Origin of the sequence: Streptomyces sp. NPDC046925, from assembly GCF_040644915.1 — a bacterium.
Taxonomy (GTDB): domain Bacteria; phylum Actinomycetota; class Actinomycetes; order Streptomycetales; family Streptomycetaceae; genus Streptomyces.
Genome location: NZ_JBEYWZ010000015.1, coordinates 183,728 through 208,690, shown reverse-complemented (window position 1 = coordinate 208,690; position 24,963 = coordinate 183,728). Strand labels below are relative to the sequence as shown.

Genomic DNA, 24,963 nt, shown 5'->3' with positions numbered 1-24,963 from the left:
TCCTTTCGCGACCGGTGCGTCGGCAGGCACGGGTCCGGCCTGCAGCCTCCCCGAACGGGGACTGCGGGCCGGGGAAGGCGGGCCTCAGGCGGGAATGAGGCCGTGGGGGTCGATGATGAACTTTTCGGGCACTCCCGTGTCGAAGGTCGCGTAGGCGTCGGGGGCGTCGTCGAGGCTGATCACCTTCGTGTTGAGCATGGCGCTCAAGTAGGGCATGCGGTCCCACAGGATCGCCATCATCAGCTCGCGGTTGTAGTGCATGATCGGTGCCTGCCCGGCGGCGATCCGCGGCGACTTAATCCAGGCTTTGCCGAAGTCGAGCGGGTACGTTCCCTCCTGCTCGGCCTTCGACTTCGCGAGCGGGTCGGCGCCGTAGACGCCGATGACTCCGGTGGCTCCGCCCGCGCGGGTGGCTTCGATGACCTGATTGATGGCGTGGGCCGGGTCCATGTCCTCGGCCTCGCGGCCGATGCCGTGTGCCTCGTTACCGACGTAGTCGACTGCGCAGTCGACCATGGGTTCGCCAAGGATGGCGTCGATCTGGTCGGTGAGCGCCGCGTCCTGGTTCAGGTCGATCGTTTCGCAGCCGTTCTTCTTCACCAGCTCCAGGCGGTCCTTGTGGTAGTCGCCGACGATGATGCAGGACGCCCCGAGCAGGCGCGCCGCTGCTGCGCCGCAGCGGCCGACCGGGCCGGCGCCGGCGATGTACACGGTCGAGCCCGGCTTGGCACCGGCCTCCATGAGACCGTGGAACGCGGTGGGCAGGATGTCCGAGAGCAGCGCCAGATCACGGATCTTGGCCATGGCCTGGTCCCTGTCCGGGAAGCGCAGGAGCTGGAAGTCGGCGTACGGGACGAACAGGTATTCGGCCTGGCCGCCGGTCCAGTCGCCCAGGTTGAAGCCGTACGCTCCGCAGGCCACCTTGGGGTTCGTGGTCTCGCAGACGTCGGTCCGGCGTGCCCTGCAGTTGCGGCATCGGCCGCAGGCGACGTTGAACGGGACGGAGACGAGGTCGCCCTCACTGAGGAACTCGACGTCGGGGCCGACCTCGATGACCTCCCCGGTCATCTCGTGCCCCATCACCATGCCCTGGGGCACCGGGAAGGACCCGCGGTAGATGTGCAGGTCACTGCCGCAGATGTTGGTGGCGACGATCCGGAGGATGACCCCGTGCGGGGCCTTCTTCCCGTTCGGCATCTGAAGCTTCGGGAAGTCGAGAGACTCGACGCGCATGTCTTTCGGGTTCTGGAAGGTGACGGCGCGGTTGCTGCTTGCCATGACGATCTCCTCTGCTGATTCACGGGGGCTCGGCCGTGGAGTGTCGGCGGTCATTTCGGTGGCTTTGCGATATCGGTTTGTCCGGTTTCTCCGATGTGAGGCTGTCACCCAACGTGCGCACGCCACTAACGCTGCATGCCACTAACGCTGCGCGCCGTGCTCCCGGCCGTGTACGTCTTCTCCCGATCAGGCGGGTTTCAGTGCGGTGGCGAAGCGTTCGATGATCGCCTCGCAGAAGGCGGGGAGGTCCTGCGGGCTGCGGCTGGAGATCAGCTGGCCGTCGATCACGACTTCCTCGTCGACGACCTCGGCTCCGGCGTTGCGCAGGTCAGTACGAATGCTGGGCCAGGACGTGAGGCGGCGACCGCGCACCACGTCGGCCTCCGCCAGGATCCAGGGTCCATGGCAGATGGTGGCGACGGGCTTGCCGGTCTCCACGAACTCCCTCACGAAGGCGACGGCGTCGCGGTCGGTTCGCAGTTGGTCGGGGTTCATGGTGCCGCCGGGCAGCAGGAGCGCCTCGTAGTCGCCCACGCGGGCGTCGGCGACCTTCTTGTCCACGGTAAAAGTTCCGGCCGGGTCGATGTCCATCTGGCGCGCGTTGATCTCGCCGGTGTGGAGGGAGAGGAGTTCGGCCCGCGCTCCGGCGCCCAGCAGTGCGCCGAGAGGTTGTTCGAGCTCGACGCGCTCAACGCCGTCTGTGGCCAGGATGGCGACCTTCCTGCCGTGCAGTTCGTTGGTCATGATGCGTGGTTCCTTCCGGTGGTCGGCGGGGGAACGGTTCGGGTCCGTGCTGCCGCCGCTCAGCTGCCGTCGGGGTGGAGGATGACCTTGGTCCAGCCGTCGTCGCGGTGGACGAATTGCTGGTGGGCCTCCGGCGCGTGGTCCAGCGACAGCTCCTGGGAGATGATCCGGGACGGCTTGGCTCGGCTTTGACCTGCTCGATCAGCCCGCACAGCTGCCGGTCGTACGCCTTGACGTCGGCCTGGCCCGTCCCCGTGGTCTGGTGGGCACATCACCGTGGACAAAGTGCCGCACGGAACGACCTCACCACTCCCACTGTCCCACCCCCACAAGACATGTCAAAAGGGGCGACTCGCCAGGCATGGCCGGTGGCGCGTCGGGAACCCGGCAGGCACTGAGGCATGCCCGTCCCACGCCAAACCACTAGCGGTCACTGGATCGTTGGCCCGTCGTCGCACATCGGAAGGCGATGCCCACGGGTGCGCACTTCTATGTCGTCGTACTGGCGCGGGCCCGGCGGGTACACGGCCGCGCACGGAGCGAGGGGGCCGGCGGGGTCACTCCCGGACGACGACGTGGCGCTTGCGCCTGACCGGCGCCTCGACGTCCTGGAGGACCGCACGCGCTCGACCGCGCCCGGTCGTGGCCGCTGGGCCGCAGCAGCCCACGGTGCAACACATGACGCTGTCGTACACCCTCGACCCGTTACCACCAGCCAAGACCTGCAGGCCTTCTTCGACTGTCGCCGCCGGGCGGTTGCCCACTTCGGCGGGCCAGCCGGGGAAGGGCTTCATGGATGTCATCGCGCCGCTCCCCAGGGATGCACACCCGCCTCGTTCCAGGCGGCCGGCCGACGCCAGCAGGTCATGCCCGAGCCGGAGCCCAATTCCTGCGGCAGGGACTCCCGTTGGATGCCGGTATGCAGTACGAACAGCGTCTGCCCTCGACGGCCGCGACTGACGGTTTCCCATACCCAGACCTACGAGCAGGCAGGCCGACACACTCATGATCAGCAGCTTTCGTCAGTGCTAGCTGAGGCCACTGGGCTGATCACGCCGCCCCGCGGGCAGCACCTACGCTACGCGGGCTGCTTCTCGGCGACGACATCAAGCTGCTCGATCGTGGGCTCCTCGAAGAGCTCACCCGTGTGTTCACCGAGCGCCTCCGCGACCTCACCCGACAAATGCGCCTGGCGCCCGTCGTCGTCGGGAAAGGCATCGAAGATCCCGAACGACGAGGGTCCGAACTGGATTCCGAACCACCTGACGGTCTTGGGCTCCCCCTCGACGATCGTCAGCCCCTGGTTCAAGAAGTCGCGGACGTCGTCCTCCCTGCCGGGCAGTGCTTCGAGGCGTACCAGAAGCGCCTTGGTGACCTGCGTTGCCATCTTGGGTCTCCTCTTCTCATGCGCGGTTCGCGTTGTCGATGAACCGAACGCCGCCATGGCCGCTCGGGCGACGGTCCGAACGGCCCGCCGCTAACGAAGATCATCATCAAGCGCTGGTTGGAGCCCAGGACGCCGTAGAAAGTTTGGGCTGTCGAAGACACGCGCTGTGAGGGCCTCGATCGCCGCCGGGGAACCGTTTGATCTATTGATCTATCTCTACCCTCACCTGGCGTCGCCGTACGCGCAAACGCAGTCTGCGGACGATCAGCGTCCGATTCTCGGCCCAGGCAGCGAGTCTCTTGGGCAGTCCGTTCTAGCGGCCGCGCCGGCCCCGAACTGGGCCCGATCAAGGTCCGTGGGTGTTCCGGGCGTAGGACTCGCCGAGCCGCTTCGTCGTCCACAGCACAATGGCGTTGAGGCCCTGGCGGAGCGCGCCGAGCTGGCCCTCCATGCCGTCGCGGCGTGCCTGGTGGATGGTGCCGCGCTTGCCGTGGCACCCGAACACACGCCTGCACCCGACGCGCAGCCGAACATCTCTGCCACCCATCGCTCAACGTCACAGCCGGATCTGGAGCAGGCACTCAGCTTGTTCTTAATGGTCTGAGTCGCCTTGAGTGGGTGTGACGTGACCCGATCAGATGCTAAGTAAGGTTGCGGCCATGATCAAGGGGATGGGGCGGCGGCTCAAGGTGGACCTGGACAGCGGCGTCGAAGACGTGACGCTGGCCATCCTGGAGTGGCTTGGCGAGCAGGGGGTCGGTGCCATGATTCGGGTCGACGCGGAGCGCATGCGTGACGGTCAGCCGGCGTGGACATTCGCCGCCTCTGGTGGGCCGCTGGACGGTGCGATGAGGGCCGACGGGGCCTCGGTCGCCGAGTGCATGAGCATGGCACTGCTTCGATTGCGCGAGGCTGGGCTGGCCGTTCCATTCTGACGTCGTGTTCCGCCTCTGAGCTGATCGGGGGCCAGGGGCACCACGGCCAGGGTGCCGCCGTCGGCGGTCTTCAGGGCGTAGGTGTCGCGGTGCTTGGGCTCGCTGCGCAGGAAGTAGCGGCGGGCCTGGCGGGGGTCCCAGCCGTCGTTGCGGTCGCGGTAGCCGTCCTTGGCCTCCCGGGTGACCTTGTTGTCGGCGAGGATCCGGCCTTCTTTCTTGCCGCCGGTGGTCCACAGGTCCTCGTACGCGTCGGGGATGTCGGCGGTCGTGTGGGCGCCGGCGCCGGCGGTGGCGGCCACCGGGGTTGCCAGACCGTCGGCGTCGGTGGCGATCTTCGGGAGGGTGGTGCCGGCGGCGACGGACACCGTCATCCGCCAGCCGTCCTCGGTCTTGTCGAAGACGTGGAGGCTGCGGCGGGCCTCGGGGGTATCCGTGCTGCGCCCGGTGAACGTGAACCAGTCGGCCTTGCCCTTCGCCGGGATGAAGAATGTGCGCTCCTTGTAGAAAAACGGTTCCACGTAGGCCTTCTGGTCCTTCGCGCTCAGGGTTTCGAACTGCTCGTAGGCGGCGCTGCTGCGCTCCAGCAGGTTGCCGCCCTCGACGGTGGACAGCAGCCGGGCGTTGCGGGCCTTGTTCGCGGCGTTGCTGACCTTCTCGTAGTGGTCGACGATCCGGTGGGCCTCGGCACGGTCCACTACCCCGGCCGCCCGGGCGGTGGCGTCGGCTGCGGCCGGCTTCTTGGTCCGCTTCGCGTCATCGGGGGTGTCTCCGTTGCCGCAGGCGGTCAGGAGCAGGGCGGCTGTCGCGGTGAGGACGGTGGCGGTCAGGGGCAGGGCGCGCACGCGCATGGGCTCAACCCCCTGGCCCGGCTGGCCGCCGACCCCATCGCCCACGCCTCCTCGGCCAGCCCTGCGGCGTCTACGACATCCGGTGGGCCATGGACAACCGGTGGATCGTCTGGGCGAGCACCGCGGGCAACGGGCCCACCGACAAGCTGCTGACCGCCCTGATCAACCGCGACCTGCTGCGCGCCGGACGCTCCCGCGCCGAGCTGCCCGAAGAACAACGGGTGCCCTTCCGCGGCTACCTCGACGAACTCACCACCCTCGCCGGGACGGGAGGCGACTCCATCGCCTCCATGTTCGAAGACTTCCGCAAATACAAGATCCAGCTCCACGCACTGACCCAGCTCCTGTCACGGCTGCTCGTCGCGGTTCGCCAGTCCCTCATCCAGAACGCCTCCGCCCTCTCCGCCACCCGCGGCTCCCGCACCGCCGTCAGTCCGATCACCGAGGAACGGGGAGAACGACCGGGCGCCGCGCAGGTCGCCGGCCTCGACCAGTACGACCACTACGCCTTCTTCACCGTCAACGGACGCCCCGTCGGCCCCGTCCTCATCCACGGCCCGCACCTGGGGGAAGTCTTCGCCGAACAGCACCGCCCGGGCCGAAGCCACATCACCGCCCTGGAGCGGGCCGCCGACCACAACGCCCGCGCCCTCCCCCTCGACCATCTCACCACCACCGCCGCAGGCCAACTGCACCGCGTAACCGACTTCCTGCGTGAACACGCCCCCGCCCACCGGCGCCGTAAACCTGGCCAAACCACACGACTACGAATGACCTGCCGACCACCCCAGCACCCGTGGGGGTTCTCCGGCGGTGATCGACCGGCGTGCCGTGCCGCCCAGATCCTCCCCACCGGAGTGGGGGGTGTTCCAGACGCAGCGAACGACGCTTGTCTAGGACGGCCTCTTTCAGCCCTGGGATACCGGGGTGAGTTCTAGATCTCGTCGCAAAGCAAGACCCCGAAGGTGTTGCAATGTCGAGGAACCGCCGAGGAGTCAGAGGGCCTGAATCCGAGGCCCAGGCCGACAAGCGCGAGGGTGCTGGTCAGAGGGTGCAGCGGGCGTCTTGGGGTGGGGTTTCGAGGTCGATGAGATACGAGTTCACGGTGTTGTCGACACATTCGTTGCCTCCGAGGACGTAGGCGCCGTGCTGCTTGCCGTCGACGGTCAGGAGGCTTGCGTCCAGGGCGCGAGCCATCTCGATGCCGCCCTGGTGGGGGGTTGTGGGGTCCCCGGTGGTCGAGACAACGAGCGTCTTGGGCAGGTCGGCCGTATCGGTGAGCCACGGCTCATCTCGCGTGGGCGGCGCGGGCCATGATGCGCACTCGTTGTGGTAGGAGGCGCCCGTGAAGACATCGAGGTCGAACATCGGTGCCACCTCTCCGATGTGGCGTGCGAGAGCGGTGTGTTCCTCGGCCGTGCGCCGGGGCCAGTCCATGCAGCGTACGGCGATGTTGGTGTCGAGGTCCGTGTTGTAGACGCCGTCCGGTCCGCGGCCGTAGGCGAGATCACGCAAGGCGAGGATCTCGTCGGGGCGTCCGGCGTCAAGGGCGGCCAGCGCAGAGATGATCACCGGCCACCTCTTCTCGGAGAACAGGCCAGAACTGATGCCGAGATAGACGTCCCACACGCTCACCTTGCGGCCGCTGGAAGATTCGATCGGGGCATCGATGGCGGGCTGGACGATATCGTGCAGGCGCTCATTGGCCGCCTCGGGGTCGTCGCCGAGGACGCAGCCCGGGGACTCGGCACAGAGAGCGGCGAGGTCGTTGAAGCGCGCCTGCAGACCTTCGAAGGAGGCGGCTCGGAACTCCTTCGCCGTCAGGTTGGGCGATACGGCACCGTCGAGGACCATCGCGCGGACCTTGTCGGGGTAGGTCGTGGCATACATGGCCCCGAGCTCGGTGCCGTAGCTGTATCCGAGGTAGCTGAGTTTGTCGTCGCCCAGGACTTCTCTGATGATGTCCATGTCCTGCACGACATTGGTGGACCCCGCGTTCGCGAGGTTTTCGACTCCGCCGGACGCGTCTGTGCACCGCTTCGCGAGTTCAGCGGCTTGGCCGGCCGTGGTGATGTCGTACACGGCCCCGTAACGGGGGACTTCGCCGGCGTCGTACTCCTTGTCGGTGTAGCAGTCGAGGGAGGGCGTCGAGGATCCGATGCCGCGGGGGTCGAAGCCGACGATGTCGAAGTGTTTCGCTATGGGGTTGGACTGCCAGAGCGGCTGGGTGGACGCGACCATCTGAGTGCCTGAACCACCGGGACCGCCCGGGTCGATGAGCAGTGATCCCCGGGCGTCATCGGTGGCGCGCAGACGCGTGAGCGCTACCTGCGCCTTGTTGCCCCCGGGTTTGTCGTAGTCGACCGGGACCTCGACTCGGGCGCATTCGAGCGCCGGGTTGGCGAACAGCTTCTTGTCGGACTCGCTCTTTGCTGTGTCCTTGCACGCAGTCCAGTCGGGTTTCTGCTGGTGGTATGCGTTGAGGTCGGCCTCAGGGGCGGAACTCCCGGGTTCAGGCGTTGCGGGTGAGCAGCCGGTGAGAATGAGGAGCGTCGATACGGCTGCGGCGGCGGTTGCCAGGAGATACCGCGGGGAGCTCGAAGGGGCAGGGCGTTATCGCATGGTTTCCTTTCTGACGGGCCGCCATCACGCGGGGCGCGTGGCGGCGGTGGAGCCGTGTTCTGTGGGGAGTGCCGCCGGGTTCTAGCCGGTCATCCCGTCAGTTGCGGCATCCAGCAGCCGGTGGTGCCGGAAGGTGAGTGCCCGTTCGACTCCTGCCAGGCCCGCGGTGATGGTGAGGGCTGTGTTCGCCCAGGCCGGCGGATGAATCGGCGAGACGAAGGGCGCGAAATGATCTGCCCACCACGGCACCTGCGTGATTGTTGCCAGTAGTCGGGGCGCGATGAGCGTCAGGTTGGCCAGCGGGACGACGATCGCGGCGACGGCCAGAGCACGTCCGAGACCGGGGTGCCGGCGGGAGAGCCGGGCTCGCCAGTACTCGGGAGTCCCCGGTGCGGGATCAAGGCGCCGTCTGCTGCCGTCGGCGCCGACCAGGTGGATCCGCTCCATGCCATAGCGGCTCGCGGCGACGTCGATGCGGTCGGCACCACAGGCGAACCGCACCGGCATTTCCGCCGTCTGCACATGCCGAGCACCGCGGTAGAGCGAAGCCAGCCCCGCAACGTGATCGACATCGACGGTGACCGTAGAGGTATCGGGCAGCCGAGCCGTGAACCGGGTGCGCTCCAGGGTGAGGGAGGGGCGGAACCGCGGCAGCGGCGCTCCCGGGGCCGGGGAAGTTTTCGACCACGTTCCTGGGTCGCCGTCGAGACCCGGGAACGAACCGAAGCTCCATGCGGGGTCCTCGTCGCGGTGACCGGGCGCCGCCGGCTGGTGCCCGCTGTTCACGCTGCGCCCTGTTCCGTGGCGGCGCGGAGGACGCCACGGCGGATAACCATTTCTAGCACGCTCATGCTAGAAAATTAGCATAGCCATGCTAAAGACGCTAGACTCGCCTCATGCCGCCAAGAGTTGCCCCCGAGGCCCGCCGAGAACTGATCGCCGACGCCGTCATCGACGAGATCGCCGAGCACGGGCTTCGTTCGGTCACCCTCGCGCGAATCGCCGCGCGGACAGGCCTGGCGATCGGAAGCATCCGGCACTACTTCGGCGACACCTTCCGCGAGGTCATGCGCTTCACGCTCGGCATGCTCGTCCAGCGCATCGTGCGGCGCCGCGCCACGCCCGCGACCGATCCGGTCTCGCGGCTCGTCGACGCCATTTCACTTGTCGCCCCCACGACAGACCAAGAACGCAGAGAAAACAGCGCCCTGATCGAGTACCACGTCGCTGCGCGCACCGACCCCGAACTCGCCAGCGAGATCGCCAAGACATCGGTCCGGGGAACCGAGGCCATACGCGCACTCCTGCGCGACGTCCTCGCGGACAAGGACGTCAGCGAGGAAGCCCTGCGACGTGAAGCCCTCCTCCTGTTCACACTGATCGAGGGCTTCTCTCTCAGCTCCTCAACACTTCCGGCGCCACTGGGCGAAAGCGACGTGCGTGCCGTTGCAGCGATGACCGTGCAACGCATGCGCGACGCATACCCGCCCATCGGCACCGGCTGAACGCCGGCCATCAGCCTGCTGCTGCGCCGACAGGCGAGAAACACCCAACCGCTGCCGGCGGCTGGACGACGGGCGGGAATTCGCCGCCGCCCTGCCGCCCGGATGGATGTCCCGCGGATACACCTGGCCCACCCGCCCGTGCGCGGACGCCGGCCTGGACACACCGGGGTTCACCGCCCCGACCGTCCTTGCAGGCTCGCCGGTCCCGGCCGATATCAACGACATGGCCGGGTCCTTGAGTATGCATCTCGGCGAAGACGTGCTCACCGTGGACGGCGAGCTGGCACCAGTCCAGTGGATCTCCTACTCCCCCAGGCTGCACGGATACCCGGACGCCTTGCTCCCCACCAAAAGGAGCGACTTCAGGAGGCATTCGAGGAGAAGGTGAAAGCCGCCCATCACACCCACCGCGTCTTTCACACTCACTCGACCATGTACCACTTGTGCCACTTGCCGCTGCTGAAGATCGAAACCCAGATGTGCCCTCCGACCTTGACGCGGACATACCGCCCGTTTCCGGTGCGCCCGATGTTCAGAGTGTCGTCGGCGCGCCCATTGTTCGGCATCTCGACCCACCGTCCGGCGTTCTTCCAGTCGTGCCAGATGGTGCGGTTGGGGGCAATGCCGAAGTATTCGTCCGGCGTACCGTTGTTGTCCCAGTCGGCGCGCAGCACATGGGAGCCGCACTTGAACTTTCCGGTGTGGCCCCAAGGCGACTTAAAGGTCCAGGAGCCGGTGCATGCCAGGGCGCCGCCTTCCTCACTCCCCCCGGCCTGGATCCTGCTTTCCGCCGACCGCGTTCCGGTGTCCGTACCGGACGGTGCCGCATGGGCGACCTGGCCGGCGAGGAGCAGGCCGGCAACGGCCGACGCTCCTGTCGCCCACTTCACCTTCATCACTGACTTCACCTGCGGACCCTTCTCTCGTCCCGACCGGGATCGTGAATTGCTGCCTCAGGAAGCAATCGTGGTCAGTGGCAAAGCTAGCGACGGATACGATTGCGGGTCATCCCGCGCATGGTTGGTCCCCGGGTAAACCTCGGCGGTAGTTCATGAATCGCTGCAACTCTCGCGGTAGGGAATGCGCCGGATGCAGCGGTGTGCCGCCCGCGGACACGTGCCGGCCCGAATCAGCCGTATCCAACCACCGGTGTAAATCCCGGGTTTACCCCGCTGATGCGCCGGTTGGGGCAACACCTCAAACCACCGGGTGACGCGCAAATGTGCCCGGCCCCCGTAGCGTCCTTCCCCGACCACACAACTCACCGACACACAAGGGGGAAATACATGCGCACCATCCCGAATGCAGGGCTTGCGGCAGCGGGCATATCCGTTGCCGTGGGCCTGTTGCTGGCCGCCCAGCCTGCCAGTGCCGCTCCGAGCGGGGACAGCTCCGCAGCCACGCAGCCGGTATTCAGCACGATCCGAGTCGGAACCGGCGGGCACGCCGCAGCGTCCGCACCGCGGGACTGCAAGGTGACCTCGCCGTGGCGCCACGTCGGCTACCTCAAGTGCGGCTCCCACGCCCGGGCCGCCGACTGGGACGGCAACGGCACCGTCGATGAAATATTCGGCGTGAGCGCCAACCGCCGCATCTGGCACGACTGGAAGAACGCCGGCAAGTGGGTCGAGATGCCGAACTCAGGACGTGCCGACGACACCCACGACTGGGGGTGGAGCCACAACGGCACCCGGCGGGCCATTGACGTCAAGGTCGGCAGTTCCCAGGTGTGGCGCTCGGAGTTCTACTCCAGCAAGTGGCACGCCTGGACCAGGATCCGCTGAGCAGCAGCGTCCGACGGCCGGGCCCGACCTCCTGCCTGCCCCGCGGGCCGCGAGGAGCCGGGCGGTGGTACTGCCTGCGCCCTCGGAGCCGAAGGCGAAAAGGCGCGGCCGTCGCGGACGATGCACGATGCGTGCAGGACTGGCTGCCGACGCCGGCCAGGGCCAGGGCGCCGCCCCCGGCGATGCTGCCACCGCCGTCGCCCGGCACGGGCACGGTGGTGACACTCCACCAGCCGCCGAAGTGGCCCGGGCCCCAGTCGGTGATCCCCCTGGTGCCGCTGACGACCGTCACGGCCGTGGCAGCCGCGATGATCTGGATGGCACTCAGCCCCCGGGGTCTCCTTCGAGAATCTGCCGGCAGGGAGCGGGCCGCGAACCAAAGACAGCCATCTCCCCGCTTGCGGCGACCACTTCGGAAGCTGCTGAAGAACTCGCAGCTCGTCGGGACCACCCCCAGGTGCGCGGGGAGCAGCGGACCTGGTCCTCGGTGCGTTCGACCTCGTCGGGTCCATCCCCGCGTGCGCGGGGAGCAGTCTCGCCGACCTGGGCATTTACTCGGCGAAGAGGTCGTTCTGAGCAACTTTCAAAGAATCGGACATATGCCCCCACCTCGCTGAATGAGACACCAGAGGCACCGTACGCACACCCGGGCCGCCCGCGAAGCCCCCGCCACGAATACGCCGCCCGCTTGGCAGGGCCACAAGCCGAGCAGGGGCCACCGCCGCTGATAAAGAGTGCAATTGAGAGGCCCACGCTTCACCGACCCGATCAAGGAATCCACCCCCGCACGTGCAGGGAGCAGTTCGACCTGATGCACCCCGCGCTGCCCATATCGGCCCCTCCCCGACGCCTGCCCACGTGGCACCCCCTTACTGCGCCCCCAAGGGTGCCCTGCGCCTGCGGGCCCGCCACGAGCACGGACTGGCTCAGAGCCGGAGTCGTTTCGACGCGTCGGCGGATGTCGTATGACTGCACCAGCCACGTACCGCGATAGGACCGGATGCCGCCGCGGGCACGCGCGCCGCCTGCGGCAATGCAGGTGCGGTGACTCCCGCTTTCACTGACATTGATCTTGGCAGAGGCCCTCGACTGACTCCCAGTTGCATCGCGGAACGACATCCCCGGAGGCCTGCACGGCCACCGGATGGAGACGGGCAGCATCCGGTTGTCAGCAGCAGGGGCTACGGTCGCAGGTATGTCTTCGACTTCTGGAAGGTCCTCGACCCGGTGGCTGCTGGAAGCCACCTGCCAGTCCGCCCACTGCGAGAATCCGGCCTGGGGCGAGCAGCTACAACTCCTGCGTTCAGTGGGAACGTTCGACCATACCCGCCAGGTGTGGCTGGTACGGATCGGCACGCTCGACGCAGACGCGCTGCGCACCCTGCAGATCCTGTACACAGCGGCGGCGCGTTTCGGCACGCACGTCAAACTGGCCACCGCCCTCGCCCCCGACCACTGGCACGGGACGGTCTTCGACGACGACGGCGAACTCGCACACCGGGCAGCAGCCGACGCCGACCAGGGCCGCCCACTGGGCCAGTTGCTCGCAACCTGAACACGTCCGGGCGGGCCCGCCCCCGAGCCTGCCTGCCCTGAGGCGACCCGGCGCGATCGCCCCAGACTCCGAACCCCATATCAGCAGCGTCGACTTGGCCATCCCCAAGAACGAATTCCCCCTCACCACACCACCCCCGGCCGGACTCCCCGCCATACAACTCACATCGCCCTGCCCCACCACCAGCTCGAAGGATCCAGCCCCGCACGTGCCGGGAGCAGTCAGGCGGGCTCTGCGGCACCTGGAGTGGCTTGGGTCCATCCCCGCGCGTACGGGGAGCAGTGACGGTACAGCAGGTCGACGTTCTGTACGCAGGGTCCATCCCCCGCACGCGCGGGGAACAGACGAGACCGGACTGGCCTGGCTCCCCTTCATGGGGTCCACCCCCGCACGCGCGGAGAGCCGTGGGCCCCGCGGCTGTGGCTGAACGCCGCGACGGGTTGATCCCCGCGCACGGGGAGCAGGTTTCGCCCGTCGCGCACCTCCCGGCAGGACTGACAGCGGAGGCCGTCGGCACTGTCACACTGCTGAGCCCCCTCCGGCCCCGGACGCCGTCCCCCTGGGCCCGTCTAGCATCGGCTGCAGAGCAGCGGTCAACGTCGCAGCCAGGGCTGCGGCTTGTTCCGGCGTCGTGGCCCCAGTGACGGTGACCGAGATGTCCGCGCCATGCTCACCGCCGGGCGCGAGCGCGTCCACATCGAGCAGGCGGACGACGACCGTGTACCAGAAGTGGGGCGGCAGGACGAACGTCCACAACTAGCTTTTGCTGCCGCACTGTTGAGTACGCGCCGGGTCGCGCAAGGCAAAGAGGGCCCCGCCGCATCGACCCCGGTGCGGCGGGGCTTCGTCACGTGCAGCGGCTACCGAAACTCGCGCAAGCCACCGTATTCATCCAGCTGCCAGCGCACACCGTTATTGTCAGTGAACACGAGGTGAGGGCGCCCACCCCGGGCGATGGCATCGGTCTCAGACGAGAACCGCCAATGCTCACCACCGCCCATGGTCGGCACGACAGGGCCGGTTGGACTCCCCATGGCTACCCATCGGTCACCTCCCCTGAGTGTTGCAAGCGTGAGCCGGGCACCACTGGAGGATGGCTCGCCGCCGAAATGAGCCGTCACATCGTGCAATGGCTCGCTGCTCGCGTTGTGCATTTCCACGACGAGAATGTTGGCGATCGGATCCCCGTTCCGATCAGCATGGGCTGTGGTCCCGACGGATTCGCTAGCCTCCATGGTGACCATCTGTGCTTGGCTGATGCGCCTGTCGGCCAACGCCGCGCGTAGCTCCTCACGTTCCAGCAGCAGGTTCGCGGCCTGCTCTGTGATCAAGTCGCTCTGCTTCGCGATGAACCCGCGCTGCTCGGTGATCTGCTGGCGCTGGCTCTTAAGGGTCCACAAGGTGGCGCCAGCCGCGATGGCGGCGAATCCGGAGCCGACCCAAGTCGCAAGATCCCCTGCATCCATGCGGTGATTGTCGTATCAGACCGCCCCTGAGATGCAGACATTCGCGAAACTCCACCTGCTACGAAGAGCGCCGCGCCAACCGTGGCACGAACGCGCGTGTTACGAGTTCAACACAACGCCTTCACGCTCCCCACTCAAGGTCGCATCATGCGCAGACAGAGCACAACCGCAAGGGGGGAACCATGAGCACCACCACGCCACCACCGCAGCCCGAACTCCCGCCGCAGCAGCCCGCATCGCCGGAAAAGAAGCGCGGCAGCAACGCGATCATCATCGGAGCAGCCGCCGCCATCATCGCGGCCATCGTGGGAACCGGCATCTACGTCGTGCAGTCCAGGGACGACGGCAAGCCGGCCGCCATCGCGTCGAGCACTCCGAGCGACGACGCCGAGACCGTCCTTGCAGAGGAGGCAGACGCGGAGCCGACGTACGGGACGCCGGTCGTCGATGACTTCGAAATGACGCTGCGCACGACGGAGCGGCAGTGTTTCGGTTCGGCGGGCTGCAATCTGACGGTCGAGCCGAGCCTGTCGTACGTCGGTCCGAGTGAGAATCTTGATCCTGATGCGGTGTACGACATCACGTACGAGATCTCTGGTGACGATTCCGGGCCGGTCATTGAGACGGGCGAACTGTCGGATCGGACGACTCTCGACTACACGCAGACGATGATCAGTACGGCCTCGTCCGGCACGAAGATGTCTGTGAAGATCACGGACATCACGGAGCAGGGTGTGTAGCGCTCAGCTTCTTCTGCACGTGGACCGGCCCCGCCCGGTGGTTCCGGGCAGGGCCTTCGCCATGCTTGTCGCAGTCTGTACAGGGATGTGCAAGCAGCCCGTCCGTGAGCGCGCTGCGCACTTCGACGGGGGGGCGAGGTGCCGACATGCGCCCTCGACCCACTCGAACGGGCCGCCGACGGCTGCAATCTCGCCCCATTCCCAGCGCGGATCGGCAGGCGAGCCAGCCGTGTGTGCACCTCGAGCGTCTCCAACATCTCGGCGATCCCCCGCATGTGTCCGGGGTACCGCTGGGCTACGCCCGTTTCGTGAGATTGCCGGAGTATCTGCCATGCAGCGTCGATGTGGGCAGCGAGCTGCTCCTCGGCAACAGCAGCCAGCACGGTTGACACACCGCCACCCCCACCGGGGGCATCCACACGATCACGGGAAAAAGACCCTCGGGACCCACTCCCCCGGCCAACGGAGCAGAGGGCAGCCTCATTCACCGGCGCCCAGGTGGGGTTCATCCTCACGCGCGCGGGGAGCAGCGCGCGCTCCGTACGCGCCTTGGCCGCAGCCCGGGGTCCATCCCCGCGCGTGCGGGGAGCAGCCTCACTGACCTGGGCATTCACCAGGAGCGCAAGGCGTTCTGAGCAACTTCCAAAGAATCGGACATATCCCCCACCCCGTTGAACGAGACATCCAACGCAGCCTACGCGCAACCAACTCACCCGCAGGCTCAGTTGCCTCAATCACACCGCCCGAACGGCAGAGATCCACCCCGCTCGTACAGAAGCAGGAGATCGGCAGGGCCGCCAAGGCTGACGATCAGGGCCCATCCCCGCGCGCGGGGAGCAGCAGCCCGCGTGCTCGTGCAGGCCATGCTGCCCGGGCCCGTACGCATGACTCGGCGGTACGTCCGAGGCGACGAGACATTCACCGACAGCGCCTGGGTAGTGATCGTCTCGCTCTACCAGGTCGTACGCCGATACCCGATCTCACTGCGCCGCAACCGGGGCATTCCTCTATGCGTCACTATGGCTTGCTCCTCGAACGGTGCATCAACCGATCAAGCAGTGGCGCGGCATCGCTGCCCGCTACGAGAAGACAGCCACGGTCTGCCTGGCCGGACTCCATGTCGCAGCATTTTCCTCTAGTCCGCACGATGATCCAGACCAGAGCCCTCAGCTGTGCCGGCGCCCCGTCATCGGATGAGGGAGTGCAGCACCGGGATGCTGACGCCGGCGCCGGCCAGCCCGGCGAGGACGGCGGCCGCGGCGGACACCTGAGTGAGCCAGGTGAGCCCGCCGAGGACGAGGCCGATGACGACGGCAGCGAGCAGGACGACGGCGGTGTGCAGGGACAGGAACGGCTCCGGCCCTGACGGGCCGGACTGCTGCGGGTTCTGAGGTTCGGTCATGCCTCCTTTATGGCACCGCCCAGAGTCATGACCTGCACAAATGGAACAGTCCCGTAGAAGGCCGATCGCCTGTGTCACAACGCCGCACGGGGCCGGGGTCCGGCCGAACACCCGGAGCGCACGGCACACGTCCTTCGGGGCTGTTCCGCCAAAGCTGGCGTCGTTCAACGGCCAGCCCGCTACCGTGCGATATACGCTGCACGACGGGAGCAGGCCCATGGCGCAGTCTGAAGAGACCAACCGCGGCACGGACACCTACGAAGCCGCGCTGGCCGACCAGGCCGAGCGTCTGCGCCGGCTTCGGGTCGAGCGGGGCAATCCCTCCCTGCGCACGATCGAGGCCCGCGCCCACAAGCTCTTCGGCCCCGGGGCGCTGCCCATCGCAACCCAGAGCGCCGCCCTGAACGCCAAGTACGTGAGCATGGACAAGCTGATGGCGCTGGTGCGCACCCTGCTGTCCTGGGACGAGCGCGGACACCAGTGCCAGTCTCCCGACCACGGATCTCCCGCCCTTGAGCCCTGGCGGACCCGGTGGAAGGCGCTCACTTTGCTGCAGCCGAACCGACGGCGCTCCTCCGCTGCTCCCGACCCGACCGCCCCGGACGGAACAGGGACGGCAATGCCGCAGCCCGAACCCCGCCCAGCCGCCAGGAGCCACTTCGTGCAAAGGCCGGGGGACCAGGCGCAGGCCGCCTACTCCGCTCTTGCCACCCTGCCCCACAAGGGACAGGTGCTGTCGGCGGCCTTCTCTCCCGACGGATACATCCTGGCCACCGCCATTAGCCTCGGCACGGTGCAACTGTGGGACGTTGCCACCCGCACCCCTACCGCCAGCTCCTCTCACGCCAAAGACGTCAACTGCGTGGCGTTCTCCCCCGACGGGCGCCTCCTGGCCACGGGCAGCGACGACAAAAGGCTGCGGCTATGGGAGACCGCCGCCCTCGCCCCGGTCGGCAAGCGGCTGAAACACACCCACCGTCTGACGGCTGTGGCCTTCTCTCCCGACGGGTGCCTCCTGGCCACCGCCATCAGCCACTGGACCGTGCAGCTTTGGAACATCGCTACCCGCACCCCAGTCGATCAACCACTCGAACACGACGGCCGGGTGCGGTCGGTGGCCTTTTCTCCCGACGGATACATCCTGGCCACTGCCAGCAGCCTCGGCACGGTACAACTGTGGGACGTCGCCACCCGCACCCCAGTCGGCGCTCCCTTCACCGCGCATTCCAAAGACGTCAACTGCGTGGCGTTCTCCCCCGACGGGCGCCTCCTGGCCACGGGCGGCTCTGACAACAGGCTGCGGCTGTGGGAGACCATCACCCTCACTCCGCTCAGCGACTCACTCATCCACGACGGCTCGATCCGGTCGGTGGTGTTCTCCCCCGACGGGCGCCTCCTGGCCACGGGAAGTGACGACAAGACGGTGCGGCTGTGGGACGTTGCCACTCGCTCCACTCTCGCAATGCCCTTCGCCGACCACTCTCTGGGGGTGAATTCGGTGGCGTTCTCTCCGGACGGGCGCCTACTGGCCACCGCCGGCATGGATAAGACGGTGCGCCTTTACCATCGCAGGGAAGCGGCTGCGTAGGGGCGCGACTGTCCATCCTCGAGCCGGCCAGCCAGCCCGGCCAAACGCTACGCGAAGGCAGTCACGATCTGCGCGGCCGGACTCCACGCCGCGGCGGGTACGGCGATGCCGGTGGGTCCATCCCCGCGGGCGCGGGGAGCAGTCTCGCCGACCTGGGCATCTACCCGGCGAAGAGGCCGTTCTGAGCAACTTCCAGAAAATCGAACATTTACCCCACCCGGACAACATGAAGCCAACCGCAGCCTACGCACACCGCACCCGCCCGCGTGGCCCTCGCCGGAAGGACTCCAAACAGCACCCGGCACAATGACCCCAAAGAGTCGATGAGCGGCAGCTCTTCAAGGACAGACCTAGCGCGAAGGACAGCGTCAGCGAGTGGAAGGCCATCCCCGCGCGCGGAGAGCAGCTGCGAACGCACGCGGGTGCGGGGGGGCGATCCAGGCGACCCGGTCGTGTGCCTACGGCGGTCCGCCCCTGGTGTCGCCGGAGTTGCGCCCGCCGCGCACGCGCACCGGGATCGACCGCACACCCCGCAGCCAACGGGCCAGCAAATAGAGACAACCACCCATTCCCGCGCAGGTCTGCCACTCCCCGGCAATCACCGCGTGAAGCCCATCTGTGCGCACAAGATAGGCGGCAGTCAACACCACTACAGCGGTGATGCAGGTGTTGAGCCTCCGATCGGTCGACAGCACCCAGTCCACAGGCCTCCAAAGTTGCGCCGCGCCGTCCGCTGCGCGCATGCGCACTGCCGCTATCAGAAAGCCCAGAGCGGCACGGTGGCGCTGATGTAACGTCAGCCTTGCTCCGGTCAAAGGGTTGTCACCCTCGAGGTGGGCCAGCCACTCACCGTACAGATGAGGTCGGCGGGACCCCGCAAAGCGAACCGCGGAGGCAGTGACCGCCGTGGTGAGAAGTGATGCCGAGCGGGCACCCAGGGCGGAGAGAGGGCGCCCACCCCGCGACGTACCGCCCCACCACGCCCACTGCTGACGGGCAGACCGGTACAGGCACCAGGCACCGGGAAGCAGACCCAGCCAAGCCGCCAGCGGCCAGTTGACCGACAGGCCGATGATAGTGATCAAACAGCCCGCGCTGACACTCCTGCCCCAAACCTTAAGGATCATCAGGTCTGGCCCCACAACGGAAGCCGAAGAGAAAGCCGCCGCCTGGCCGATCGCTGCTCCAAGAGCTGTCGCACCTGAGTACGCCCGTCCGCTGTCAGAGCATGGAAGCGGCGCGGTGGCCTGCCGGGATGCGGAGTGCTCTCACTCCAGCTGATAACCCACCCCAGCTTCGACAGACGATCCAACACCGGGTACACGGTACTGGAACCAAGATCTGCCTGAACACAGATTTTCAGCCCCCAAGTCGGCTCCTCCTGCGACGCGTCGAGCAGCTCGTTGAGTACGCCGATCGTTGCTTGCGTGAGACGAAGCGCTGCCATGTCTTCCAGTGGAGCACCGGAAAGAGAGTATGTCGAGTACGAGTGTCGGTGACGGGAAAACAACGCGCGGCGACGCCAGCTGCGCGCAGAGCAACGACATTTCCCCCTTCGGCTCCGGCCTGCGGCGCGCTGAGGAGAGACTGCCGCTCTTCAGTCCGGGCAACACTCTGACCTGGCGTCTTACCGCAGGATAGGTACTTTAAGAGCCGCTTCTGAGGAGCCTTCCGTGAACGTCTCAGCCGCCGATTGTGGGCCTCGCGTAGGCACGCGCGTATCCGGGTGCGATATCGGCTGTGATGGCCCAGCGCTCGTGACCGCGCCACTCGCCGTTGATGAACTGGAAGGCGGTTGGGTAGCCCTCCTGTCGGAAGCCCAGGCGCGCGACGAGGTTCAGCGATGGCGTGTTGTCCGGCTGGACGTTCGCCTCGAGCCGGTGCAGTTCCAGCTGGTCGAAGGCGAGGCGGACGACGAGGCCCAGCTCTTCCGTCATATAGCCACGGCCAGCGGTCGTGGCGTAGGCGGTGTACCCCAACGTCCCGCTCTGGAGGGCGCCTCGGACGATGTTGTTGATGTTGACGCCGCCGACGATCTGGCCGGTGCTGTGCAGGCAGATGACGAAGCCCTCGTGAGTGGGGTGTTCAAAATGCTGGAGGCGGCGCTCGAAGCCCTCCGGCGTGTGCTCTTGAGGACCTAGCCACCGTCGGTGAATCGCCGCGCTGTCCTTGGCCAGCGCGGGACGTTCCTGCGTGCTTTCATGATCCACGAAATGGCCCGTTCCACTCTCCACCTCTTTGCGAAGACAGCTAAGCCGTCCTGGTCCTTGCGGCGGGGCACCGTTTCAAGCGTGAGGCCAAGTGAGTGGTGGGCCCAGTCGATGAGGGCACCCCCGTAGGCGGCGTCGGCCCAGGCGACCGTGAGTTCGGGATGCCCCAGCCAACCACCCCGTGGGAGTTGCCGCTTCCGATGTACCACTTCGACCCGTCAGAAGTACCCCCCGCGGGCTTCGGCGGATGCCGGTGCGCCCAGAGCACCGAAGGTCAGGACCGCCGCCGCAGCGGCAAGCACTGCACCCGCACTGTTCTTCACGGAACTTCCCCCGCGTCTGTGGACAGTGGCGCTGTGAGGCTTGCAGCACTCCCGGCGCATTTACGGGAGTTTCAGCCAGCTCTCAAAGGTGCTAACCTCCAGCAGCTCGCAGTGCCGTGGCCGGGCGAGGGAGCGCCGCGTCGGGCCGGAACGGGAACCGGGCAGGACGGCATGTCACGAGGCGACCGGCTTCCTCCTGCACATCGACGGCGCTTGGTTCCGCTGGAGCGAGGAGCCCTCCGAGGGCACAACCCGGGCTCAGTGCGAGTCGACGAACCCGTAGCGGGCGGCAAGGACGCGCGGCTTCCCGGTGGGCGGCAGGTGGGCCAGGGCCCTGGCCGTGGAAGTCGTCGACGACGACCGCGCGGGCGCGCAGATCGCAGATCTTTCCCTCGGCGTCGGGGGTGATCTGCAGACCGGCATTGAGGACGCGGGCCACCTGCTGGTGGGCCAGGGGCACCACCGCCAGGGCGCCCCCGTCGGCGGTCTTCAGGGCGTAAATGTCGCGGTGCCGGGGTTCGCTGCGCAGGAAAGAGCGGCGGGCCCGCGGGGGTCCCAGCCGGCGTTGCGGTCGCGGAAGCCTGCGCTGGCTACCTTGGTGTCGGCGAGGAGCCTGCCGTTCTTCCTTCCGCCGGTGGCCCACAGGGCGGGCGGTAGCAGCCTTGCGATCTCCGGGAGGGCGGTAAACGTGGAGGCTGCGCTGGGCGCCTAGGTGGTCCGTGCTGCGCCCGATGAACATGAACCAGTCCGCCACGCCTACTTCCCAGAGCAAGAGCTACACCCAACTCAGTTTGGTGAACAGCTCCGGTCTCGTTCGTGGTGTGCGACAGGGATGTGCGGCACTGCGGTCACCTACGCATGTTGATCTTCGCGTGTCAAGGACGATCATTGTCAGGCAGCAGAATCCCCTTCAGTAGTTTGCCGAAAACGGCTGCTGGGCCAGCCGCGCCTCTCGCCTGGCGCCGCCAGTAAGTGAGGCTGTGCCGCTTTTCCATGGGGTTGGTGGGATCGGAGTCCAGCACTCGCAGTGTGGCGTCCAGGATCTTTTCCAGGGCGACTGATCTGGCCGTTCCCCTCGCCCGGCGCTGCCAGTAGGCGAGCCCGAGCCGCGTCCCCGTGGTGAGGGAGTGGTCAGGACCAAGCACCTGCAGCATGTGGTCCAGCAAGTCCTCTAGGGCGACTGCTGTCCCGGCTGCGTCTCCCGCCTCCCCCCGGCAGATGGCCAAAGCGCGTCGTGTCCTCAGAGTGCTGGGGTGGTCGGGGCCCAGTACGCGCCCTTGGTCGGCGAACAACTCCGACAAAGTCGTTCCCGCTCCGGCCGCGTCCCTCGCCATCCCCCGCCAATAGGCGAGGTGATTCCAGGTAGTGAAGGTCTTGGGGTGGTCGGGGCCCAGTGCGCGCTCTTGATCGGCGAGCAACTCCTTCAAGCTAGCCGCCGCTCCGGGCGCGTCCCCCGCCATCCCCCGCCAATAGGCGAGGCGCGTCCGTGTGGCGAGGATGTCAGGACGGTCGTCTCCCCCTCTCAGGACGGTGAACAGCTTTTCTGCTGCGTCGGCCACTGTCCCCTGACAGGCGGTGAGGCATGCCCGGGTGGCCCGGGTAATCGGGTGGCCGCGCCCCAACGCCCGCTCCAGCACTGCGAACAGTTCCTCGGCTGAACCGGCCGTGTCCTTTACCATCCCCCACCAGAAGCCAAGGAGCCCCCAGGTCACCTGGGTGATCGGGTGGTCGCGCCCCAGCGCCCGTTGCTGGCCGGCGAGAAGGTCCGCGTAGGCGGCTGCTGCCCCCAGTGCATCCCCCGCCTCCCCTCGCCAGCGGGCCAGTCTGGCGAGGGTGCTGAGCGTGTCGGGGTGGTCGGGCCCTAGCACGCGTTCCCGGTCGGCGAACAATCCCTCGGCGACGGTTGCTGCTCCCGTCACGTCCCCCGTCTCCCGCCGCAAGTCGGCGAGGGCCTGCCGCGCAGCAAGCGTGTCGGCGTGGTCCGGCCCCAGCGTCTGTTCCTTCTCGGCAAGCAGCCGTGTGGCAGCCCCCGTTGCATCCCCCGTCTTCTGCCGCCAGTGGGCAAGGCCATCCCGGGCGGCGCGGGTGGCGGCGTGGTCGGGCCCGGCCACCCTTTCCAAGTCGGCAACCAGTTCGGCGAAGGCGGCTGCCGCTCCCCTCTCATCGCCCGTCTTCCCCTGCAACCAAGCGAGTTCGTGCCGCGTCTCCAGGACTTCAAGGTCGTCGTGCCCCAGTACGTGTTCCTGGTCGGCGAGCAATTCAGCGAAGGCGACTGTCGCGCCGGCCGGGTCCCCCGCCCGGCCCCGCAGCCAGGCCAGGTTGTGCCGGACAGCGAGGGTACTGCGGTTGTTGCGCCCGAGCACGCGTTCCAAATCGGTGAGCAATTCGGCGTAGGCAGCTACTGCTCCAGCCGTGTCTCCCGCCTTCTCCCGGAACCACGCGATTCCTTGTCGTGTCTCCAGGACGTCTGGGTGGTCATGCCCCAGCACACCTTCTTGGCTGTCGAGCCGCTCCTGGAGGACGGCTGCCGCTGCGGCTACGACGTCCGCCTCTTCCAGCAAGTCGGCAAGGTTTCTCCCCGTGACCGAGATGTCCGGAGGGGTGTGGGGGACGTCCAGGCCCAGGCGGCGCCATGCCTGTGGCATGACGTCGCAGATGAAGTGGAAGCGCCAGTCAAAATGCACTCTTCGGTACGCGACATCCCGCTCAGTCCACAGGAACGACCCGATCTTAGGGGCCATTTGCTGCTGGCGATCCCGCTGAATGTAGACCTGGACATAGGGGGCCCGCATCGCAGTGGCCAGCAAGCGGTTTGCCTTCTCGTCGTCGCCGCTGCGCCATGCAATCATCCCGAGAATGGCAACCGTGGTGTAGTACGCCTCACACGCCTCGGTCGCGCGCCGGGCGCTATGCAAGGCCACACGTTGGTACTGCAGCTCATGCTTGAAGCGCCCAGGGGAGAGGCTACTGGCACCGGAGGTGTCGGTCTTGAAGAACCAGGTGCCGAGGAAGTAGTTGTAGCTCCGGACGAAGGTCGACGCGTCCGCCATGAGCTCTTCGTTCGCCTCCTCGGAAATCTGAAGAAGCGAGGCAAAGTCCCTCGGGAACAGCCTCGTTCTTGTCGTCTCCTCTGCTGGAGACAGGTCCCCGTGCTGGATGTGGGCGAGTTCGTGCGCAAGGACGAACGCGATGGCCGCTTCACGGTAATCCTGAGGGCCCTGTCCGTGCGGCCACTCCTGATGCGAACGATGCTCCAGAGCGATGCTGACAGCGCTGGTGGGCATGGGTGTTTCGCCGATGCCCTCCAGCGCACGCACATACTCGCTGATCTGGAGGTCGAGCGTCTCCCTCCCCGCTGCCGCGTCCCACGTGCCACCGATGTTCTCGGCGGCATAGGGAGAAAGCATGTTCATCCCCCAGGCGATATCGGCGCTCAACTGGACCACGAGCGGTGAGATACCGATGAGGTAGCCGGTGGCCTCGCCCGGGTTTTCGAAGACGCGCGACGCCGTCTCGTTCGATGGGAGACAAAACGCCTCCACGGAACCAGCCAGCCCGATGGCTCGATCCCGCTCCTCCGGAGGAAACGTCGCCAGCAGCCGGTCAAGGACTTCCCGCACCTGAGGCTGGGTAGCGCCGAAGTACATCTCCCATGCACGTTCCGGATCTTGCTCGCCAGTGAGCCACCGAAGATAGGAGAGGTCGATGCAGCTCATACTCATCTCGCGTGCCTCGGCCGCGAGCACGGGATTCTGGTATCGGGCGAACATCACGCTGCGCCCCTCGTCACGCATTCCCCGGCCCTTCGCCCGGGGTGTCGCTGCCGCGCGAGGGCAGCGCGTCCGCGATGATGTCCGCCAGCCCGGCTCCATCGCGAACGGTCACTTCTCCCGACTTGGAGCGCACGACTACCAAACCACGGGGAAGTGCCGCGTCCTGACGGATAGTCAGTCGACGCCCGACAGCATCGATCACCACGCCCTTGCTCCACGCTTTGCGCAGCGTGTTGATCAGGTAGGCAAGCCCATGCATTGCCACCGACCCGATCAGCAGCACATCGCCCAGAGGAACGGCCCCGCGTGCACCGACACCCTTCCCGACGCTCTCGGCCGCCGCGAATGCCGCCTGCGCAGTGGCACGCGACTCCGGATCATCTGGAGCGAACAAACTTACCCGGACCTGCTCGACCCCAACCCCGTCCACACGGAACCCCCGTCACGCACACGACTACGGCCAAGTCGACTGTAACGCAAGTGACTTCGAGGCACGGACATTGCGCAGCCGCCTACGCACGGGCTGCCCCTGGCGACGCACGCACGGAGCTGACGACCGCCTACCTCCGTAGGTTGACGCCGGGCAATCAGATCCAGCAGGGACGGAGGACCGGGTCCGGCGTCGACGATGCTCCGCATGGACGCGGGCGCGGGCGTCGAGGCCGGCGGGCAGCTGGTCGACGCACAGCGGCAGCAGGAGCGCCAGCGGCAGGCTGATGCAGACATCCAGGCCGTGGCCGATGGCCCAGCTCATGCCGAGGAGGGCGCCAAGGGCGGGCAGTGCGGTCCTTCTGCAAGCCCCG

At 67.2% G+C, this 24,963-nt stretch carries 20 protein-coding genes and 2 pseudogenes; 6 read left to right on the top strand and 16 right to left on the bottom strand.

Annotated elements, in window-relative coordinates:
* Positions 1-84: 84 nt before the first annotated feature.
* The 7 genes and pseudogenes from ABZ906_RS39785 to ABZ906_RS39755 all read right to left on the bottom strand — a co-directional run bounded on the left by ABZ906_RS39785 (position 85) and on the right by ABZ906_RS39755 (position 5,192).
* A complete protein-coding gene (locus ABZ906_RS39785) occupies positions 85-1,278 on the bottom strand; it encodes an alcohol dehydrogenase catalytic domain-containing protein (protein WP_361391121.1) in 1,194 nt (397 codons plus the stop codon).
* A gap of 186 nt (positions 1,279-1,464) precedes the next feature.
* Positions 1,465-2,022: a type 1 glutamine amidotransferase domain-containing protein gene (locus tag ABZ906_RS39780; RefSeq protein WP_361391118.1), complete on the bottom strand. Its 558-nt coding sequence runs from the start codon at positions 2,020-2,022 to the stop codon at positions 1,465-1,467.
* Positions 2,023-2,081: 59 nt separating this feature from the next.
* Positions 2,082-2,275: pseudogene (locus ABZ906_RS39775) on the bottom strand (aldehyde dehydrogenase); the annotation flags it as partial.
* 570 nt (positions 2,276-2,845) lie between these two features.
* Positions 2,846-2,956, bottom strand: a pseudogene (locus ABZ906_RS39770) (IS5/IS1182 family transposase); the annotation flags it as partial.
* Between the two features lie 144 nt (positions 2,957-3,100).
* On the bottom strand, positions 3,101-3,409 hold the full coding sequence (locus ABZ906_RS39765) for an antibiotic biosynthesis monooxygenase (protein ID WP_361391115.1): 309 nt from the start codon (positions 3,407-3,409) through the stop codon (positions 3,101-3,103).
* A gap of 346 nt (positions 3,410-3,755) precedes the next feature.
* Positions 3,756-3,914, bottom strand: coding sequence for a hypothetical protein (locus ABZ906_RS39760; protein WP_361391112.1), 159 nt, complete (start codon positions 3,912-3,914; stop codon positions 3,756-3,758).
* A gap of 294 nt (positions 3,915-4,208) precedes the next feature.
* Positions 4,209-5,192, bottom strand: coding sequence for a hypothetical protein (locus ABZ906_RS39755; protein ID WP_361391110.1), 984 nt, complete (start codon positions 5,190-5,192; stop codon positions 4,209-4,211).
* 89 nt (positions 5,193-5,281) lie between these two features.
* Between ABZ906_RS39755 and ABZ906_RS39750 the strand changes: the two genes are divergently transcribed.
* Positions 5,282-6,130, top strand: a complete 849-nt coding sequence (locus ABZ906_RS39750; RefSeq protein WP_361391107.1) for a hypothetical protein — start codon at positions 5,282-5,284, stop codon at positions 6,128-6,130.
* Between the two features lie 106 nt (positions 6,131-6,236).
* Here ABZ906_RS39750 and ABZ906_RS39745 read toward each other — a convergent pair whose 3' ends face one another.
* Both ABZ906_RS39745 and ABZ906_RS39740 read right to left on the bottom strand, forming a co-directional pair.
* Positions 6,237-7,469, bottom strand: coding sequence for an alpha/beta hydrolase (locus ABZ906_RS39745; protein ID WP_361391168.1), 1,233 nt, complete (start codon positions 7,467-7,469; stop codon positions 6,237-6,239).
* 426 nt (positions 7,470-7,895) lie between these two features.
* Positions 7,896-8,600, bottom strand: coding sequence for a hypothetical protein (locus ABZ906_RS39740; protein ID WP_361391104.1), 705 nt, complete (start codon positions 8,598-8,600; stop codon positions 7,896-7,898).
* A gap of 110 nt (positions 8,601-8,710) precedes the next feature.
* On the opposite strand from ABZ906_RS39740, the gene ABZ906_RS39735 reads away from it, so the two are divergent.
* Complete coding sequence (locus ABZ906_RS39735; RefSeq protein WP_361391101.1) at positions 8,711-9,319, top strand: TetR/AcrR family transcriptional regulator; 609 nt, start codon at positions 8,711-8,713, stop codon at positions 9,317-9,319.
* A gap of 422 nt (positions 9,320-9,741) precedes the next feature.
* Here the strand turns inward: ABZ906_RS39735 and ABZ906_RS39730 are convergent, their stop codons facing one another.
* Positions 9,742-10,218 carry a hypothetical protein gene (locus ABZ906_RS39730; RefSeq protein WP_361391098.1) on the bottom strand — a complete coding sequence of 159 codons (477 nt, stop codon included), beginning with the start codon at positions 10,216-10,218 and terminating at the stop codon, positions 9,742-9,744.
* 387 nt (positions 10,219-10,605) lie between these two features.
* Here ABZ906_RS39730 and ABZ906_RS39725 point away from each other — a divergent pair, with 387 nt between their 5' ends.
* Together ABZ906_RS39725 and ABZ906_RS39720 are read left to right on the top strand one after the other, a co-directional pair.
* Positions 10,606-11,103 (top strand): hypothetical protein, encoded by a 498-nt coding sequence (locus tag ABZ906_RS39725; RefSeq protein WP_361391095.1) that lies wholly within the window; start codon positions 10,606-10,608, stop codon positions 11,101-11,103.
* A 1,195-nt stretch (positions 11,104-12,298) separates the two neighbouring features.
* Positions 12,299-12,658, top strand: coding sequence for a hypothetical protein (locus ABZ906_RS39720; protein WP_361391092.1), 360 nt, complete (start codon positions 12,299-12,301; stop codon positions 12,656-12,658).
* 860 nt (positions 12,659-13,518) lie between these two features.
* Here the strand turns inward: ABZ906_RS39720 and ABZ906_RS39715 are convergent.
* On the bottom strand, positions 13,519-14,124 hold the full coding sequence (locus tag ABZ906_RS39715; protein WP_361391089.1) for a hypothetical protein: 606 nt from the start codon (positions 14,122-14,124) through the stop codon (positions 13,519-13,521).
* A 182-nt stretch (positions 14,125-14,306) separates the two neighbouring features.
* On the opposite strand from ABZ906_RS39715, the gene ABZ906_RS39710 reads away from it, so the two are divergent.
* Entirely contained in the window at positions 14,307-14,864 is a 558-nt protein-coding gene (locus ABZ906_RS39710) for a hypothetical protein (protein WP_361391086.1), read from the top strand.
* A 1,186-nt stretch (positions 14,865-16,050) separates the two neighbouring features.
* On the opposite strand, the gene ABZ906_RS39705 is transcribed toward ABZ906_RS39710, so the two are convergent.
* A complete protein-coding gene (locus ABZ906_RS39705) occupies positions 16,051-16,266 on the bottom strand; it encodes a hypothetical protein (protein WP_361391083.1) in 216 nt (71 codons plus the stop codon).
* A gap of 217 nt (positions 16,267-16,483) precedes the next feature.
* Here ABZ906_RS39705 and ABZ906_RS39700 point away from each other — a divergent pair, with 217 nt between their 5' ends.
* Positions 16,484-17,854: a WD40 repeat domain-containing protein gene (locus tag ABZ906_RS39700; RefSeq protein WP_361391080.1), complete on the top strand. Its 1,371-nt coding sequence runs from the start codon at positions 16,484-16,486 to the stop codon at positions 17,852-17,854.
* A gap of 1,126 nt (positions 17,855-18,980) precedes the next feature.
* On the opposite strand, the gene ABZ906_RS39695 is transcribed toward ABZ906_RS39700, so the two are convergent.
* The 4 genes from ABZ906_RS39695 to ABZ906_RS39680 form a co-directional block, all read right to left on the bottom strand.
* A complete protein-coding gene (locus ABZ906_RS39695) occupies positions 18,981-19,301 on the bottom strand; it encodes a PadR family transcriptional regulator (RefSeq protein ID WP_361391077.1) in 321 nt (106 codons plus the stop codon).
* Between the two features lie 235 nt (positions 19,302-19,536).
* Complete coding sequence (locus ABZ906_RS39690; RefSeq protein WP_361391074.1) at positions 19,537-20,064, bottom strand: GNAT family protein; 528 nt, start codon at positions 20,062-20,064, stop codon at positions 19,537-19,539.
* Positions 20,065-21,262: 1,198 nt separating this feature from the next.
* Positions 21,263-24,181 (bottom strand): tetratricopeptide repeat protein, encoded by a 2,919-nt coding sequence (locus tag ABZ906_RS39685; protein WP_361391071.1) that lies wholly within the window; start codon positions 24,179-24,181, stop codon positions 21,263-21,265.
* The gene (locus ABZ906_RS39680) at positions 24,174-24,590 is read right to left on the bottom strand and encodes a hypothetical protein (RefSeq protein ID WP_361391068.1); all 417 of its coding nucleotides are present in this window, start codon (positions 24,588-24,590) and stop codon (positions 24,174-24,176) included. Before ABZ906_RS39680 ends, ABZ906_RS39685 begins: the two co-directional genes overlap by 8 nt.
* Positions 24,591-24,963 lie beyond the last annotated feature (373 nt).

What these genes read in the sequence shown, in the direction of transcription:
- ABZ906_RS39685 (WP_361391071.1), bottom strand. Translation starts at nt 24,181, where the DNA reads ATGCGTGACGAGGGGCGCAGCGTGATGTTCGCCCGATACCAGAATCCC.
- ABZ906_RS39710 (WP_361391086.1), top strand. Translation starts at nt 14,307, where the DNA reads ATGAGCACCACCACGCCACCACCGCAGCCCGAACTCCCGCCGCAGCAG.
- ABZ906_RS39725 (WP_361391095.1), top strand. Translation starts at nt 10,606, where the DNA reads ATGCGCACCATCCCGAATGCAGGGCTTGCGGCAGCGGGCATATCCGTT.
- ABZ906_RS39755 (WP_361391110.1), bottom strand. Translation starts at nt 5,192, where the DNA reads ATGCGCGTGCGCGCCCTGCCCCTGACCGCCACCGTCCTCACCGCGACA.
- ABZ906_RS39695 (WP_361391077.1), bottom strand. Translation starts at nt 19,301, where the DNA reads ATGGCAGCGCTTCGTCTCACGCAAGCAACGATCGGCGTACTCAACGAG.
- ABZ906_RS39765 (WP_361391115.1), bottom strand. Translation starts at nt 3,409, where the DNA reads ATGGCAACGCAGGTCACCAAGGCGCTTCTGGTACGCCTCGAAGCACTG.
- ABZ906_RS39785 (WP_361391121.1), bottom strand. Translation starts at nt 1,278, where the DNA reads ATGGCAAGCAGCAACCGCGCCGTCACCTTCCAGAACCCGAAAGACATG.
- ABZ906_RS39720 (WP_361391092.1), top strand. Translation starts at nt 12,299, where the DNA reads ATGTCTTCGACTTCTGGAAGGTCCTCGACCCGGTGGCTGCTGGAAGCC.
- ABZ906_RS39780 (WP_361391118.1), bottom strand. Translation starts at nt 2,022, where the DNA reads ATGACCAACGAACTGCACGGCAGGAAGGTCGCCATCCTGGCCACAGAC.
- ABZ906_RS39705 (WP_361391083.1), bottom strand. Translation starts at nt 16,266, where the DNA reads ATGACCGAACCTCAGAACCCGCAGCAGTCCGGCCCGTCAGGGCCGGAG.
- ABZ906_RS39700 (WP_361391080.1), top strand. Translation starts at nt 16,484, where the DNA reads ATGGCGCAGTCTGAAGAGACCAACCGCGGCACGGACACCTACGAAGCC.
- ABZ906_RS39715 (WP_361391089.1), bottom strand. Translation starts at nt 14,124, where the DNA reads ATGGATGCAGGGGATCTTGCGACTTGGGTCGGCTCCGGATTCGCCGCC.
- ABZ906_RS39750 (WP_361391107.1), top strand. Translation starts at nt 5,282, where the DNA reads ATGGACAACCGGTGGATCGTCTGGGCGAGCACCGCGGGCAACGGGCCC.
- ABZ906_RS39735 (WP_361391101.1), top strand. Translation starts at nt 8,711, where the DNA reads ATGCCGCCAAGAGTTGCCCCCGAGGCCCGCCGAGAACTGATCGCCGAC.